Consider the following 15,740-nt stretch of genomic DNA (forward strand, 5'->3'; position numbering starts at 1 on the left):
CATGGTCGGAGGACTTCAGGCGGGCTTCACGCCGCCCAGCGGCGGCAGGGTCGGGGGCTTTCGCGGCCTCGGATTGGGATGCTCGTACCCGGATTCCCGCTCGGCCCGCGCTTCCTCCTGATCGCTTGAGGTCCGGGAGCCGAAGTTCCCGTACCCCTGCATCTCGTGCGGGCGCAGTCCGCGCTCGGGGAATTCGACGTACTCCCGCTCCTCGGAGACCTCGTACACCGCACCGCCGTCGGGCAGGTGGGGCTGGCTCTCGGGAGTGGGGGGTGCGGGCTCCTGTGCCCGGACCCGCTTGCCCAGCACGAAGCCGCCGAGCAGGAATCCGACCACGATGAGCCCGACGACCAGGAACCACGCGATGTTGGTCAGGGTCCTGTCCATCGCGATGTAGGTCAGGGTCGTGTTCATACTTCCTATTTTCCCGTATTGCGCCGAAATCCACCCGATCGGCGGCAGAAGGAAAGCTCTTCGTAAGGCCCCGCGCCTGCTCCTACCCCTTCAGGGGCCCGTCGGAGTCCCGTACCCCGCGCACTTCCCGGCCCCCGAGCACCGCCAGGATCTCGGCGCAGATGGCCAGTGCCGTCTCCGCCGGGGTCTGGCCGCCGAGATCCAGGCCGATCGGCCCGTGCACCGTACGCAGCCGGGCCTCGCTCACCCCGGCCGCGAGGAGCGCCTCGCGGCGCCGCGAGGTGGTCTTGCGGGAGCCGAGCGCGCCGACGTACGGAATCCCGAGCGCGAGCGCGGTGCGCAGCGTCGGCACGTCGAACTCCGGATCGTGGCTGAGCATCGCCAGGCAGGCGGCGTCGCGCCGCAGCTCCAGCAGCTTCTCCGCCTCACCCGCGGAACCGACCGTACTGACGTCCCACCCGAGCAGCCGGGCCTGCGCCTCGATGACCTCGGCGAGTTCCCCGGTCCCGCCGATGACGACGCAGGGGGCCGACGGGTACGCCTCCACGAGCACCAGCCCGGAGCCCGCGTACAGCGCGTCCCGGCCCGGCCGCCGGGTCCCCAGCAGCTCCCCGGCCCGCCGCTCGGCGTCGCTGGACGGCACGTCCGCACCCCGCACCACGACACTGACGGCCCGGTCCGCCCCCTCGTTCAGCCGGGTCACGAGCGCGACCCCGACCCCCTGCCCCAGCAGCTCCCACCACTCACTTGGAATCGCGCTCAGCGGCTGCAGCAGCACCTCGGCCTGCCCGCCGCACGTCAGCTTCGCCTCCACGGCCTCGCCGATCCCGACGGACACCTCGCACACCCGTGCGCTCTCTCCGGGCCCCATCGCCGCGGCCTCCGCGACCAGTTCGGCGTCGAACACCCCCCGGTACAGGGCCCCGGCGCACTCCCCGCGCGCATCCACGAGCACCGCCCCGGCCGGATCCCGCGGCCCGAACCCCTGCTCGGTCACGGGCCGGGCCAAGAACCCGGACCGTCCCTCGGCCACCCACCGCTGCGCCGTTTCCACCAAGTCACGCATTTCGTGCCGCCCCATCCTCACCGTCAGAGCACGCCACAAAGCACCAGGTCAGCAGCACAAGGTGGCCTCCCGACCAACCTACGCACCCCCACCCCCGCGCCCCACCCCCCAAAACCCACAGACCCGGCCCCAGTTCCTTCGTACGGACCACCGGAACAGCGGCCAATGCCGGTGCGAAAGCGGAATGCAAGGCTCTTATTGAACCGATGGGTGGAATTCCCAGAAGGCCCGAGATGCCCCATTCTGGCGTGACGCGAAACACAGATGGATCTTAATTCCCAGTGAGCTTTAGGTCATCTTTACATGTAAATTCCCAGCGATTGGGCTGCTGATCATTAGAGATCTGGTAGCCGTCTCGGAATATTTCGGGGGGATACGTAGTGCCAGCATTTGGCATGCGTCGTTTGGGCCGAAAGTATCGGATGCGGGTCTCCGTGCCGATCGTCATGGCTTTGACGACATCGCTGCTCACAGTGCCCATCGGGGAGGCCGTGCCGTCCGGTCCGGACTTCAGTAAAGTATGGAAACCGCCCCATACCGCACTTCCCAAGACTGCTTCACTGAATGTTTCGACCGCGCGCCCGGCTGGAAAAGTCGCGCCGATTTACGCGGTGCCCGACCGGGTAAAGCCCCAGCGCGCCCCCGCGAGCCTTCCGGCCCAGAGCGGGGCGGCGAACCTGGCCGCGGCACGGGCGAATGCTCCCGCCAAGGCCGGGGACCTGCCGGTGTGGATAGCGCCCACCGGTACCAAGGATCCCGCCGGCACGACGGTGACCGTCGTCCGTAGCGGTACGCGGACCGCGGAAGCGGCCGGCATCAACGGCGCCCTGCTGACGCTCACCGTGTCCCATCAGGCCGACGGCCCGGCCGCCGCCGTGCCCACCCGCGTTTCGCTCGGCCTGGACGCCCTGCAGGCCGCCACGGACGGGCAGTTCGCCTCGCGCGGCCGCCTGGTGGCGCTGCCCTCCTGCGCGTCCCTCACCCCGGAACTCCCCGAGTGCCGCAAGCGCACGCCCGTGACGATGGCCTTCGACAAGGCCACCGGGCGCGTGAGCGCCGACCTGGAGGTCCCGGCCCCGAGCCGCTCCGTACTCACACCGCAGACCAAGCGGTCCGGTCAGTCGACGCAGTCGGCCTCCGGCTCCCGCTCCGGCTCCCTCGCCGGGCCCGCGGCACCGGCCCAGGCCATGGTGCTGGCCGCTGAGACCGGCCCTTCGGGTGGTGGTGGTTCCTACGCCGCGACCCAGCTGGCCCCTTCGTCGGGCTGGGCCACGGGCGCAGCCGCTGGTTCGATGATGTACAGCTATCCCGTCGAAGTGCCGCCCGCGCTCGGCGGCACGCCGCCGTCCGTCGCGCTGGGCTACAACTCGTCCTCGGTGGACGGCCGGACGTCCGCGACGAACTCGCAGGCCTCGTGGGTCGGCGACGGCTGGGACTTCAACCCCGGTTACATCGAGCGGTCGTTCAAGCAGTGCGACAAGAACGGCATCGACAACTCCGGTGACCTGTGCTGGAGCGGTTTCAACGCCACCGTCTCGGTGGGTTCCCACAGCGGGCAGCTCGTCCGGGACAAGAACCAGGGCTCGGCCGGCGCCACCACGGACGCGGCCACGGGCACCTGGCGTCTGAAGGGCGATGACGGCAGCAAGGTCGAGTTCGTCTCGGGCGCGGCCAACGGCGTCAAGGACGGCTCCTACGCGAAGATGACGGACAGCTCCGGCACCGTCTTCTACTTCGGTGTCAACCACCTGCCCGGCGGCGACAAGTCCGACCCGGCCGCCAACTCCGTCTCCAGCGTCCCGGTCTACTCGCCCAAGAGCGGCGACCCCTGCTACGACAGCGCCAAGGGCGCGGCGTCCTTCTGCACGATGTGGCAGCGCCTCTCCCTCGACTACGTCGTCGACCCGAACGGCAACCTGACCTCGTACACCTGGTCTCCCGAGACCAACTGGTACGAGCGCGGCGGCGCCCAGAACAACGGCACCGGAACCCGTACGGACTACACCCGTGCCACCACCCTCCAGAAGATCGCCTACGGGCAGCGCCTGAGCGACCAGATCGCCGCCAAGGGCGCCCTGGAGCCGGCCGCCCGCGTCAACTTCACGACGGCCGAGCGCTGCGTGGACCAGGCGAACTGTGATCCGGCCCAGCGCACGGTGGCCAACAAGACCAACTGGCCGGACGTACCCGTCGACCAGGAGTGCAAGCAGACGGGGACCTGCACCAACTACAGCCCGACCTACTTCACCACCCGGCGCCTGGCCAACATCACCTCCCAGGTCCGCATCAACAAGGCCTGGAAGGACATCGACTCCTACGACCTCAAGCACTCCTTCCCCGACCCGAAGGACGCCACCAGCGAGAAGGTCCTCTGGCTCGACTCCGTCCTGCGCACCGGCAAGGCCGAAACTCCGGCCGTCCCGATGACGCCGGTCACGTTCACTCCGGTCCTGATGCCCAACCGGGTCGACGGCACGGACCTCGTACCGGCCCCGCCGCTCATGAACCGGGCGCGGATCCAGCAGATCAAGACCGAGACCGGCGCCGTCCTCAACGTCGACTACAACCTGCCGGGCTGCTCCCGCATCAACCACGTGATGCCGGCCGCAGAAGACGACAACACCATGGCCTGCTACCCGGTCCGCTGGAACCCGAAGGGCTCGGTCACCGACGCGGACCCGGTCCTGGACTGGTTCAACCACTACACCGTCAAGTCCGTCACGGAGAACGACACCACCACGGACGCACCGCAGAAGATCTCCAACTACACCTACGGCCCGGCCGCCTGGCACCGCGACGACAGCGAGTTCACCGAGGCCAACGCCCGTACCTGGGGTGATTTCCGCGGCTTCACCACCGTGACGTCCACCGTGGGCAGCGGCACGGACGGCCCGCGGTCCCAGTCGCGCACCACGTACCGGCCCGGCATGGACGGCGACAAGCGCAAGGACGACAGCACGCGCAGCGCCCACCTGACCGACGCGCTCGGCCGGGACGTCACCGACGTGGACTGGCTCAGCGGCGCGGTCCTCCAGACCGAGACCTTCGACCAGGCCAACGGCACGGTCGTGGCCCGTACGGTGAACGCTGCTTCGGGCGAGGTCGAAACGGCGCGGCACGTCGTCGGCAACAGCCTGCCCGACCTCGTGGCCCGCTACGGCTCGACCACGACCACGGCCACCAGCCAGGAGCGCAAGGCGGACGGCACCTGGCGCACCCGCACCGAAACGGCGCACACCGACTCGGCTCAGAACAACCGGGCGGACACCACTCTCGACCAGGCGGACGGCCTGCCTGACCTCTGCACCCGCCCCAAGTACGCGACGGGACCGGACGCCCAGCGCACCGACCTACTCTCCGAGACGCTCACGGTCTCCGGCCCCAACGCGTGTACGGCTTCGCCGGACGCCACGAACACCGTGGGCGGAAAGCGAAGCCTGTTCGACGGCCTGGCCCATGGCCAGGCGGGGGCGATCGGCGCACCGTCCGGCACCCAGGTCCTGGACCACTACAACGCGGACGGCACCCCGGCCTACGTCACCACCAGCACTCTCACGGCCGACGTCTACGGTCGCGTGGCGACGGTGACCGACCCCCGCACCACCGACACGCAACACCCCGGTGGCGCCACCACGAGCACCACGTACACCCCGGCCGCGACCGGTGAACTGGCACAGACCATCACCGTCTCCGTGTCGGCACCGGGGGCCACCTCCACCTGGGACACCGTCCACGCCATGGACACCCGCCGTAGTGCTCGCCTGACCACCACGGACCCCAACGGCAAGGTCACCACCCAGACCTTCGACGCCCTCGGCCGGGTGAAGGCCGTCTGGCTGCCGGGCCGGACCCCGCAGTCCAACCCCGAGGCGAACAAGACCTTCACCTACTCGCTGTCCGACAAGCCGGGTGTGCCGTCCTCCATGACGACGAACACGCTCACCAAGGACGGGCAGACCCCCGTCCGGACGAAGGCGGTGGACCTGCTCGACGGCTTCGGCCGCAGCCGGCAGATCCAGTCGTCTTCCCCCAACCCGGCCTACACGGGCCGGCTCGTCAGCGACAGCAAGTACGACTCCCAGGGCCATGAGGCCACGGTCAGCACCGCCTGGTACGACAACTCCGCTGCCCCCGGCAGCACCCTCGTCGTGGCGGCGGACTCCACCATCCCGCAGCAGGCCCGGACCTCCTACGACGGCCGAGGCAGGCCGACCGTGACGGCGTCCTGGTCGAAGGGCGTGGAGCAGTCCCGTACGACGACCAGCTACCCGGACGCGGGCCGCACGGACGTGGTCCCCCCGCAGGGGTCCTACCCCGGCAGTACGTTCACTGATGTCCGAGGGCGCACCACCGAGGCCTGGCAGTACAGCACCGCCACAGCCACGGGCAACCGAGCCGACGCCACGGTCACGGCGTACACCTACACCCCCGCAGGCGCTCCCGAGACGCACAAGGACGCGGCGGGCAACACCTGGAAGTACACCTACGACCTCCAGGGACGGGAGATCCAGCGGGTCGACCCGGACGCCGGAGCGACGGTCACCCAGTACGACAACGCCTCGCGCGTTGCCGGCACCACGGACGCCCGCAACAAGAAGCTGCTCTACACCTACGACCTGGCCGGGCGTAGGACCGGTTCGTACGACGGCTCCATCACCGCGGCCAAGCAGCTCACCGGATCCACCTTCGACACCGTCGCGAAGGGGCAGTCGACTTCCTCGACCCGATACGTCGGGGGCAGCGCGGGCCAGGCCTACACCACCACCGTGACGGCGTACGACGACGCCTACCGCGTCACCGCCTCCACCATCGCCATCCCGGGCACCGAGGTGGGTCAGGCTGCCGGCACCACCTTCAACTACACGACGACCGCGCAGTACGACAAGCTCACGGGCCAGGTCAAGGCCTCGACGCTGCCCGCGATGGGTGGTCTGCCGTTCGACGACATGGCGTACTCGTACAACGACTACGGCCAGATGTACAAGTACGCCGGCGCGACCACGTACGACGTGCAGAGCGACTACGACGCTCTGGGCAGGGTCATCCGCTCGACGGTGAACCCGTATGCGAAGCAGGTCGTGGTCACAGCCGACTACGACCAGTCGACCGGGCGGCTGCGCAACCAGTACCTGGACAAGCAGACCTCGGTCACCGGCGCGGTCCAGCAGACCGGCTACACGTACGACGATTCGGGGCGGATCACCTCGGTCACCACGGTTCCGGACAACACGCCCTCGGCCACCGACCGGCAATGCTTCACCTACGACAGCCTCGGCCGGATGACGACGGCCTGGACCGACACCGCCGGCATCACCGTCCCCGCCGCAGGCCTCAAGCAGACCGCGGACCAGGGCCGGTGCACCAGCACGGCGCCTTCCGCGGCGACGGTCGGCGGGTCCAGCCCCTACTGGCACGACTACACCTACGACGTCACGGGCAACCGCAAGACGTTCACCGCCCACGACCTCACCGGGGACACCACCAAGGACACGGTCACCACCCAGACCTTCCCGGCCGCCGGAACGGTCAACAGCGGCACCGGCACGGGCGGCGCGCACGCGCTGACCGGAACCAGCAGCAAGGTCGGCACCTCCACCACGGTGTCCGGCAGCAACCGCTACGACGCCGTCGGCAACACCACCAGCCTGTACACCTCCAAGACCGGCACCTCGGGGCTGGTCTGGAACGCCGAGGGCAAGCTGGAAAGCGTCACGCCCGCCATCTCGATCACGGGCATCGGCGGGAAGTGCCTGGACATGCAGGGCGGAAGCTCCGCCAACGGCACCCCGGCCCAGATCTACACCTGCAACGGGAACGGCGGCCAGAAGTTCACCCTGACCGGCTCGCTGCTCAAGGTGTTCAACAAGTGCCTCACCACCACGGGCACCACGACCGGCTCCACCATCCTGCTCCAGCCCTGCGACGGAACTCCCGCCCAGACCTGGACCAAGCGCGCCGACGGAACCCTCTACAACGCGGCGGCCACCCGCTGCCTCGCCGTACCGGGTGACGTGAGCACGAACAGCGTCGACCTTCTCCTCGGCGACTGCGCCACCACTGTGCCCGCCGGCCAGAAATGGTCGGCACTCGACCAGACCACCTCCTACCTCTACGACGCCTCCGGCAACCAGCTCATCCAGCGCAACCCGGGCAGGAACACGATCCGCCTCGGTACGGACGAGCTCACCTATGACACGACGACCAAGGCCCTGACGGGCACGCGGTACTACGCGATCCCCGGCGATCTGGCCATGGTCCGCGTCGGTACGGGTGCCATGACGATCCAACTCGCCGACCACCACGGCAGCGGCCAGCTCACGATCGATTCGGACACCTTGGCCGTCTCCCGACGCGCGATGGATCCGTTCGGAAACCCGCGCGGCACACAGCCGGCGCCGGGCACGTGGGGCGGTGACAAGGGCTTCGTCGGCGGCACGCTGGACACCGCGACCGGGCTGACCAACCTGGGTGCCCGCCAGTACCAGCCCGCCACGGGCCGGTTCATCAGCGCCGACCCGGTACTGCTGCCGATCAACCCCCAGCAGTGGAACGGCTACGCCTACAGCAACAACGACCCGGTCAACCTGGCCGACCCGTCCGGCCTCTACTGCGACGGCTGCAGTTTCCACAACGACCAGTCCGTCTGGGCCCCGGAGAGAAAGGAGTGCCCGCCGTTCTGCAGTGCGGACGGCCAGCCCCATGGCCCCAGCGCCGGTAGCGGCAGCAACCGCAATGAAGACGGCACTCCGGGTGGCGGTGACACCTGGGTGGACTACGACCTCGGAGACGGCATACCTGACCTGCCTCCGCTCAAGCTGGTCAAGAAATATCAATCAAAGGGGTACCCGTCCGTCGCGCAAATGCAAGGAAACGGTACGTACCGTGATGATCTCAGCTATGAACTGAATGTTGAACTCTGGTTCCGGGACCATGCGTGTGACCTCGACGGGACAGGCGCCTGCAACGAGATATTCAAGTTCTATGGCAACTACAAAGAAATAAAAAGCATCGAGCCGCCGAATCGTTGCCCAGTCTGCGAGAACCCGTTCTTCGACCTCGTTCTGTCCATGGGATTGGGCGGAGGCAAGGGGAAGGTGCCCTGCGGAAAATGCTTCCTGGCCGGCACTCAAGTGGAAATGTCTGATGGGTCCCGTCGGCCCATCGAAGAAATAAAGACCGGCGACCTGGTTCTCGCAACAGATCCGCAGACGGGTGAGACCGGTCCCCGGGCCGTTACGAATCTCATCGTCACGGAGGACGACAAGCATTTCGTCAACATCACTCTCTCGACTCCCGAGGGTGACCGTGACCTCACGGCAACGTACGAACATCCCTTCTGGTCCGTCTCGGCGAACCGCTGGATTCCCGCGGGTGAAATCCTCGCGGGTATGACGCTGCGTTCCGACGACGGATCCACTGTTCTGGTCAAGGGGGCAGTGACCTTCGACCTCCGCATTCGCACGTACAACGTCACGGTCGAGGATCTGCATACGTACTACGTGCTGGCGGGAGAGACGCCGGTCCTCGTTCATAACAGCGATTGCTGGACTATCAAGTCGAGAATGCGAGCTGCAGGGCCTGGAAGTGAATTCGGCCTACCGAGCCAGGGGCGTATCCGGTACGTACCCCCGAAGGGCTACAATCCTGCAAGCCCTCTGCCTCGCGGCCGTAGCGGTGGGTACATCGATCGATTCGGTAACGAATGGACGGTGGGCCCTTCGCGTACGGCGGGCCATCCCTTCGAGTGGGATGTGCAATTGTCGAAGCAAGGGAAAGAGAAAATTGGCTGGCTCTCGCGGGATGATAAGCATGTCAATGTCGATCCCTTTGGGGAGGTGACCCATAAGTGAGGGGGATGGATTTCGATGAGATCGTCACTGTGCTGGAGACCGGCTATGCAGCGGAACTCGGAATCGGCGGCTCCAGTGGGGTGATTCTTGGAAAAAGCCGAGGCGAGTCCGGAAGGATCTATGCCGTCCTCATCGGGGACGAGACGTTCATGGTTCCAGAAGCTGACCTTCTGTCGACCGGACGCCATGTCCACGAAGGGGAAACGTCCAGTGGGGAATCTGTCAAGGTTCAGGCTGAACGGTATCCGGAAGAGGGAACGGAGTAACATTCCCGGTTGCCGATTCTGGTGAGCTGCGGGCAGCGAACAGTTAATGCCTGAGTGATGCGGGCACATGACAGAGGCCCCACCGGATTTATTTCCGGTGGGGCCTCTGTTGCATCGCCGACAAGTGGCTGTGCACTGCGTCACTTGCCGCTAATGGATCAGCCGGTCTTCGCAGCCCCGTAACGGAGGCTGCCGAAGGCTCAGGGCCACAGGGACTACGGGGAGAACGGCAGGTTCGCCGCCGTCACCGTCGGGATGCTCCAGCGCTGGGCGGTGGTGCCGTTGCAGCCGTAGACCTGGAGTTGGGTGCCCGCGTTGCGGTCGGCCCAGGGGACGTCCAGGCAGGAGTTCGACCTCGGGTTGTAGAGGCTGCCGTCAGCGCGGGGGAGCCACTGCTGGCCGGGGTCGTCTATGCAGCCCCAGAAGATGATCGGGGTGCCGGGGGCGGTTCCGCCGGCGCTCGCGGCAACGCACTGGCCCTTCAGGGTCAGCCGGCCGTCGGCGGTGACGTCGAACTGCTGGGCGTCCGAGGTGTTGCAGCTCCAGATCTGGGGACGTACGCCGTTGGCGGAGTTGCCGTTCGGCGCGTCCAAGCAGACGTCCGGAGCCGCGGCGAAGCGGACCTGGACCTTGGACGCCGTCACCTCGGGGGTGTAGCCCTGGTAGACGGACAGATTGGAGATGCTGCCCTTGAGGTAGTTGCTGGGCTGGCTCTGGTACTTGTAGCGGCCGAGTACCAGCGAACCGCTCGGGGCGGGGCTGGTGTTCGCCGCGTGGTAGCCGCTGGAGGCCAGCACGCCGTTGACGTAGAGGCTCATCGCACCCGTCGTGGCGTTGTACGTGGCCGTGAGCTGCGTCCAGACTCCCGCCTTGAAGGCGTTCGCCGGGGTGACGGCCGTATTGAAGTCGTGCGGCCAGCCGTCGTCGTCGCCGCGGGCGATGGCGAAGCGCCAGTTGCCCGAGTCGGCCCACAGCATGAAACCGCTGGCGTGGGCCTGGTCCTGGCTGACGATCACGCCGTCGGCCTTGTCGAGCTTCGCCCACGTGCTGACGGTGAACGACTTGCGGGTGTCGACGGCCTTCGCGGGGCCGGTGACCACCGACTTGGTGGCGTCGTCGAAGACGCCGACCGTGCGGGCCTTGCCGTCCACCACGGCCGACGCGTACGTGACGGCCGTCGCGGTGGTGGCGTTGCCGGCGGCCGGGATGGCCTTCGCGTTGCCGTCGAGCCGCAGTTCGATGCTCGGGGTCAGGCCGTCGCCGCGGGCATGGCGGGCGGTGAAGCCCGTCACCGTACGGATTCCCGCGACGGGGGCGCTCGCCACGCCGGGCCAGACGTACAGGATGCCGGTCTTGGCATCCTGCGCCCAGAGGTCCGGTACGCCGTCGTCGGTCACGTCGCCGTCGGAGCCGACGCGCGAGTAGACGGCGCCCGTGACGCCCCAGCCGATCCGCGCGGTGGGCTGCGCGGCGATGCCGGTCACCGCGAGGAGGGTGTCCGCACGCGTCGACGTCTGCAGTTGGTACTGGAAGATGTCACCGGTGGTCCGGTTGCGCACCCACAGGGCGGGAGCGCTGTCGGCCGTGTCGCCGATGTGCAGCGCGTTGCCCGGGACCATGAGGTCCTTGTCGCCCCACGTGGCGCCGGCGTCGACCAGACTCGGCGAGGCCAGCGTCTGGTTCGACTTCACCGGGTAGAACCACAGCTTGCCCGCTTCCACCGCGAGCACCCCGGTGGCCTCGGTGACGGCGCGGCTGGGCGTGCGCGTGGTCTTGGTCGAGCCGGTCATGGTGATCTGCGTGGTGTTCGTCCACGACGGCGGGTCGGCCGCGTCGTAGCCCGCGCAGGAAGAGGCGTACGCGGTGTTGCACAGGGGCTTCTCGAGCGTGGTCTTCTTGCTCAGGTCGTACGTGCCCGGATTGCTCAGGTTGTTGTCGTAGGCGAAGAGCTCCGAGCCACCGGGATCGCCGGCCCCCGTCGTGTCGTGGTGCACGAAGAGGTCGTCCACGTTGACACCGGGGTCGCGGGCGCCGCGGTGGGAGACCCGGTAGTCCTTCCAGGTCTTGCCGCCCGAGGCCTCCGGCCCCTGGAGGGCGCTGGCGGTCGTACCGCTGGGGATCATGCTCTCGGGGCTCTGGTCACTGGCGCGGCCGAACGCGATCAGGTTGCCCGCGGCGTCCGGGATCAGGATGTCGGGACGGGCGTCTCCGCTGGTGTCACCGAAGGCGACGGGGCCGTCCTTCCACGGGACGTAGAAGGAGTACGACAGGGTCTGCGAGGCGTTGCCGGCCTCGTCGAGGACCCGGGCGTAGACGGTGTTGGTGCCCCAGTGGGTGGGCGTGACGTTCATGCCCGTGAAGACCAGCGGGCTGCCGCACTTGCGGGTGGCACCCACCAGCTGCGGGTCGAAGCCGTACTCCACGCAGGCCAGGCCCGAGCTGCGCAGCCCCGTACCGGGGCTCGCGTCGAAGGCCGTGGCGGGAATCCTGCCCGTGTCACCGAGACGGAGGTTGCTGATCTGGCCGTTGCCCGCCGGCGGGAACTGCGTGGCCGGGTCGGTGAACTGCCCGAACTGCATGACCGGAGGGGTGAGGTCCACCGCGAAGTGGCAGGTGGCGCTGGAGGGGCCGCGGATCAGGCCGTCGTCGCCGCGGGTGGCCCACCCGTAGTTGTGGCCGTCCTTCAGCGTGCCGAAGGGAGTCGTGTAGTGGGCCTCGCTGCCGGTGCCGATGAATCCGGACCAGTTCTGGTGCGCGGTGGTGGCAGTGGTCTCGTCGTAGAGGTCCACCCACTCGGTGAGCTGGCCCTGGTTGGGGCTGCTGACCGTGGATGCGAGGGTGACGTTGGTCGTGGTGATCCACCCGTACTGGGAGGCCACCGCGTCCGGGGGACAGGCCTGTGTGTCACCGGCGACCACGCGGCGCGGGGTCGGGATGGCGTGCGGGTTGTCCGGGACGCGGGGCGGGAAGTCGTACTCCGTGCTCAGCGTCGCGTTGTAGTTGAAGCGCTTGAAAGCGATCTTGTTACCGGAGCCCTCCGGTCCTCGCAGGGCGAAGGCGATGGGCTTGCTGGTGTCGCGGATCGCGTCACGCATGGCGTTGGTGATGTTGAAGTCCACGGGGACGTCGGAGTAGCAGTCGGAGCTGTTGCCGTTGCCGGGGACGTCGTGGTCGCCGATCCATTCACGGATCTCGTGGTTGTTCCAGGAGACCGAGCTGCCGAACTCCTTCGCCCGGTAGACGTCCACGGAGTACGTGTTCGTGCACGACCAGTCCGAGGAGATGTACTGGTTGACCCGCAGGTTGGCGTAGTTGACGGTCGCGCCGGCGTATCCGTTGATGTCGAACTCGTACAGGGCGCGCTCGACACCCGTCTGGGTCTCCCAGCCCTGGTAGCCGACGCCCGGGTGGTCACGGTCGGCGGAGCCGGTACGGTCGAAGTTGCTCGTGCCGGGCCAGGCCGAGCCGACCCACGCGTGGTGCTGCTTGCCGCGGGCGTCCGGAGACCAGGACGGGTCCACGTAGATCGGGTAGCTGGTGTTGTCCCCGTCGAGCAGCTCCGGGGTCGGCGCGAGCGCGATGGCACCGGAGGCCTGGGCCTGCGAGCCGGTCACCGCGGCACGGGTGACGGGGATGGCCGCCACGGTGGCACCCGTGCCGGGGCCCTGGGCATTGCTCGGGGTGGCGGGGCGGGGAGCCCCGGCCGATGCCGATGCCGCGGCGTCGGGGTTCGCGAACTTCGCGGCCCGGGCGTCCGGCCGGCGGGCTTCCTTGGCGGACCACATCAGCGGCGCGGGCGCTCGGAATCCGCCGCCGTCACCGCCGGTGGCCGTGAGACCGCCGTCGTCCCCCTTCGCAAGGGTCAAGCCCTTGGTGGTGGTGGGGAAGACGAGATCGTGAACGGCCGGATTGGCGGCAGCGGCCGGCGTCCGCAGGATCACGACCGTGGTGTATCCGCCCCACTTGGTGGCGTTCACCTGCAGATCGGTGTCAACGGCGACGTTCTTGAACAGTGCCCCGTTCCCCGTGAGTTCCGGCTTGGGCAGCGCGCCCGGGAACGGCGACGACACCGACAGCTGCTTGCCGTCCTCGGTCGTCATGGTCGCCAACGGACCCGATCCGCCACCGGAGATGACCAACCCGGAACTCGATGCCTTCGGAGCGACCGCACCGTCCGCCCCCACGGCCAACGTGTCGTCCAGAGCGAGCCACTCGCCCTTCTTGCCCTTCGTGCGCTCCGGCAGCAGGGTCCGCTCGGTGCGGAGCTTGCCCTTCGGCGTCACCACGGTCGTGCTGAACTCCGTGGTCAGTTCGGGTACCGGCACGTCCTTGCCGGTCTTCACCGCTTCCGCGCGCGCCTTCTCGGCCGGACTGCTGGGCACGGGCGCGGCGGGCGGATTGCTCACGCCCCCGGCGGCAGCGGTGCCGGAAACGGGCTGCGGCGTGGTCGCCTGCGCGACGTACGGCGCGGACAGCAGCATTGCCGTGGAAAGAGCAATAACCACAGTGGTGGATATCTGCCGACGCGAATTCCCCGGCACCATTTTCATGGTCTGCCGTACAACTCGGTTCGGCGGTCCGGATCTTGGTATATTGGACACGCTTGAGCTCTCCCCCACACATGTGCGTCTCCGCGCAATTGCGCGCAGAGGTCCGGGGCACTCTGACAGGAGCTCAGCCGCCCGGCAATGCGCAATTTGCGACCTCTATCCTCGTTGCCGGGAATAACGGCCGATTACTGCCCGCAGTGATCTTGGCCACTCGGCACCGTCCGGCGGGCCGAATCCGGCGGCGGCCGGCGCGGCCCCTGCGGGGGTGGCCCCAGGGAAAACCGTCGGCCGGGGGCGGTGGATCGCGACGGCACCGACCGGGAACGGCGGTCCGAGAGGCGTGGCAGGTTCACCCCCGCGGGGTGATCGGACGGCGCTGGCCTGGCCGGGTGAATGCGCGTACCGCCCTTGTGAAATGGCTGGGAACCCTGGATCCTCAGCGGCTGACCGCGTTGCTGGAAGAGCGGGATCTGCCGCTCGCCTCCGGGTACCGACGGATCACCACCCTCCGCGAGCTCGCCGAACACTTGCTCACCGACGAGTCGGTGGGCCAGGGCCTGATGGCGGGCACCGCCGGAGAACTGGAATTGCTCGCTTCCATCGCCGCCCTTGCTCTGGAGCGGCACGGCCCCGCAGCCGGTGACGAGGCCGAGGATGGGCCCCGATATCCCTGGCAACAGCGGAAGCCCGTTCCCCCGGTGGAACCCGCGGACCGATTGGTGCCTGAGCGGGACGTACTGTCCTGGTTCGAGCCGGGGGAGAAGCGGCAGCGGGCGGAACACGCACTCACCCGACTGAGGGAGCGCGCGCTGTTGCTCCCCGCGCCCAAGGGCCGACTGGCGCTCCCCCCCCCACTGCTGCACGTCCGCGCCGCCGGGTTCGACGGTTACGGGCGCACGGCCGACCGGCTGCTGACCACCGCCTACAACGCCCCCGAGGTCAAGCGGATCGCCGCGAACCTCTTCGGCGAGGGGGCGGCCCGTACCCGCGACCAGGCCCAGGAGCTGATCACCGCGCTGCTCGCCGATCCCGCCCGGGTGCGGGCACTGGTGGCGGACGCCCCGGTCCGGGCGCTGGAGCTGCTGGACCGCCTGGTACCCGGCCCGCCGCTGCTGCGGACCCACTGCTTCGCCGGCCGGTACGGGTCGCAGTACGCGGGCGCCGACGCCAAGTACGTCTTCCGGGAGGGCGGCAGCGGCGACGAGGGCACCGACTGGCTGGCCGTGCGCGGACTGCTGATCCCCTCCGGTCCCGACCTGGTGGAACTCCCGTACGAGGTCGCCCGTGCGCTCCGCGATGAGGGCGCGGCGCCCAGCCCCCGCCTGGAACCGGAGCCGTTCACCGCCACCGCGCCGCTGCCGTCCGGCTGGGAGGGCGAGGGTGGCACGGCCGCCGCGGCGGCCGCTTGGCGGGCCGAAGCGGCCTGAGCCGTCGCGATGAACGGCGCAACCGTAGCGAAGGCGACTGACAATCAGCCCCACACCGGCTTTGTGGTCGGAACCGTTGCCGTTCCGGACGTCACGGGGTGTCGTCCGGGCACGTGAGCCGCGATCGGCGGGCTGGAGTGTCCGGCGATAACCCCGGAGGTCCGGAT

The 15,740-nt window shown here is 68.6% G+C and carries 6 protein-coding genes; 3 read left to right on the forward strand and 3 right to left on the reverse strand.

The window, feature by feature from the left end; translation table 11 throughout:
* Positions 1–15: 15 nt before the first annotated feature.
* Together AC3IYJ_RS26495 and AC3IYJ_RS26500 are read right to left on the reverse strand one after the other, a co-directional pair.
* Positions 16–414: a DUF6479 family protein gene (locus AC3IYJ_RS26495; RefSeq protein ID WP_489397234.1), complete on the reverse strand. Its 399-nt coding sequence runs from the start codon at positions 412–414 to the stop codon at positions 16–18.
* An 82-nt stretch (positions 415–496) separates the two neighbouring features.
* Positions 497–1,480 (reverse strand): XdhC family protein, encoded by a 984-nt coding sequence (locus AC3IYJ_RS26500; RefSeq protein ID WP_489397235.1) that lies wholly within the window; start codon positions 1,478–1,480, stop codon positions 497–499.
* A gap of 611 nt (positions 1,481–2,091) precedes the next feature.
* Between AC3IYJ_RS26500 and AC3IYJ_RS26505 the strand changes: the two genes are divergently transcribed.
* Entirely contained in the window at positions 2,092–9,330 is a 7,239-nt protein-coding gene (locus AC3IYJ_RS26505) for a polymorphic toxin type 17 domain-containing protein (RefSeq protein ID WP_489397236.1), read from the forward strand.
* 5 nt (positions 9,331–9,335) lie between these two features.
* Positions 9,336–9,596: a hypothetical protein gene (locus AC3IYJ_RS26510; protein ID WP_489397237.1), complete on the forward strand. Its 261-nt coding sequence runs from the start codon at positions 9,336–9,338 to the stop codon at positions 9,594–9,596.
* A 215-nt stretch (positions 9,597–9,811) separates the two neighbouring features.
* Here AC3IYJ_RS26510 and AC3IYJ_RS26515 read toward each other — a convergent pair whose 3' ends face one another.
* Positions 9,812–14,077, reverse strand: coding sequence for a ricin-type beta-trefoil lectin domain protein (locus AC3IYJ_RS26515; RefSeq protein WP_489397238.1), 4,266 nt, complete (start codon positions 14,075–14,077; stop codon positions 9,812–9,814).
* 458 nt (positions 14,078–14,535) lie between these two features.
* Here AC3IYJ_RS26515 and AC3IYJ_RS26520 point away from each other — a divergent pair, with 458 nt between their 5' ends.
* Complete coding sequence (locus AC3IYJ_RS26520) at positions 14,536–15,573, forward strand: hypothetical protein (RefSeq protein WP_489397239.1); 1,038 nt, start codon at positions 14,536–14,538, stop codon at positions 15,571–15,573.
* The last annotated feature ends 167 nt before the right edge of the window (positions 15,574–15,740 follow it).

The organism is Streptomyces sp. GL_140, assembly GCF_057834465.1.

What these genes read in the sequence shown, in the direction of transcription:
- AC3IYJ_RS26510 (WP_489397237.1), top strand. Translation starts at nt 9,336, where the DNA reads ATGGATTTCGATGAGATCGTCACTGTGCTGGAGACCGGCTATGCAGCG.
- AC3IYJ_RS26500 (WP_489397235.1), bottom strand. Translation starts at nt 1,480, where the DNA reads ATGCGTGACTTGGTGGAAACGGCGCAGCGGTGGGTGGCCGAGGGACGG.
- AC3IYJ_RS26495 (WP_489397234.1), bottom strand. Translation starts at nt 414, where the DNA reads ATGAACACGACCCTGACCTACATCGCGATGGACAGGACCCTGACCAAC.
- AC3IYJ_RS26515 (WP_489397238.1), bottom strand. Translation starts at nt 14,077, where the DNA reads ATGCTGCTGTCCGCGCCGTACGTCGCGCAGGCGACCACGCCGCAGCCC.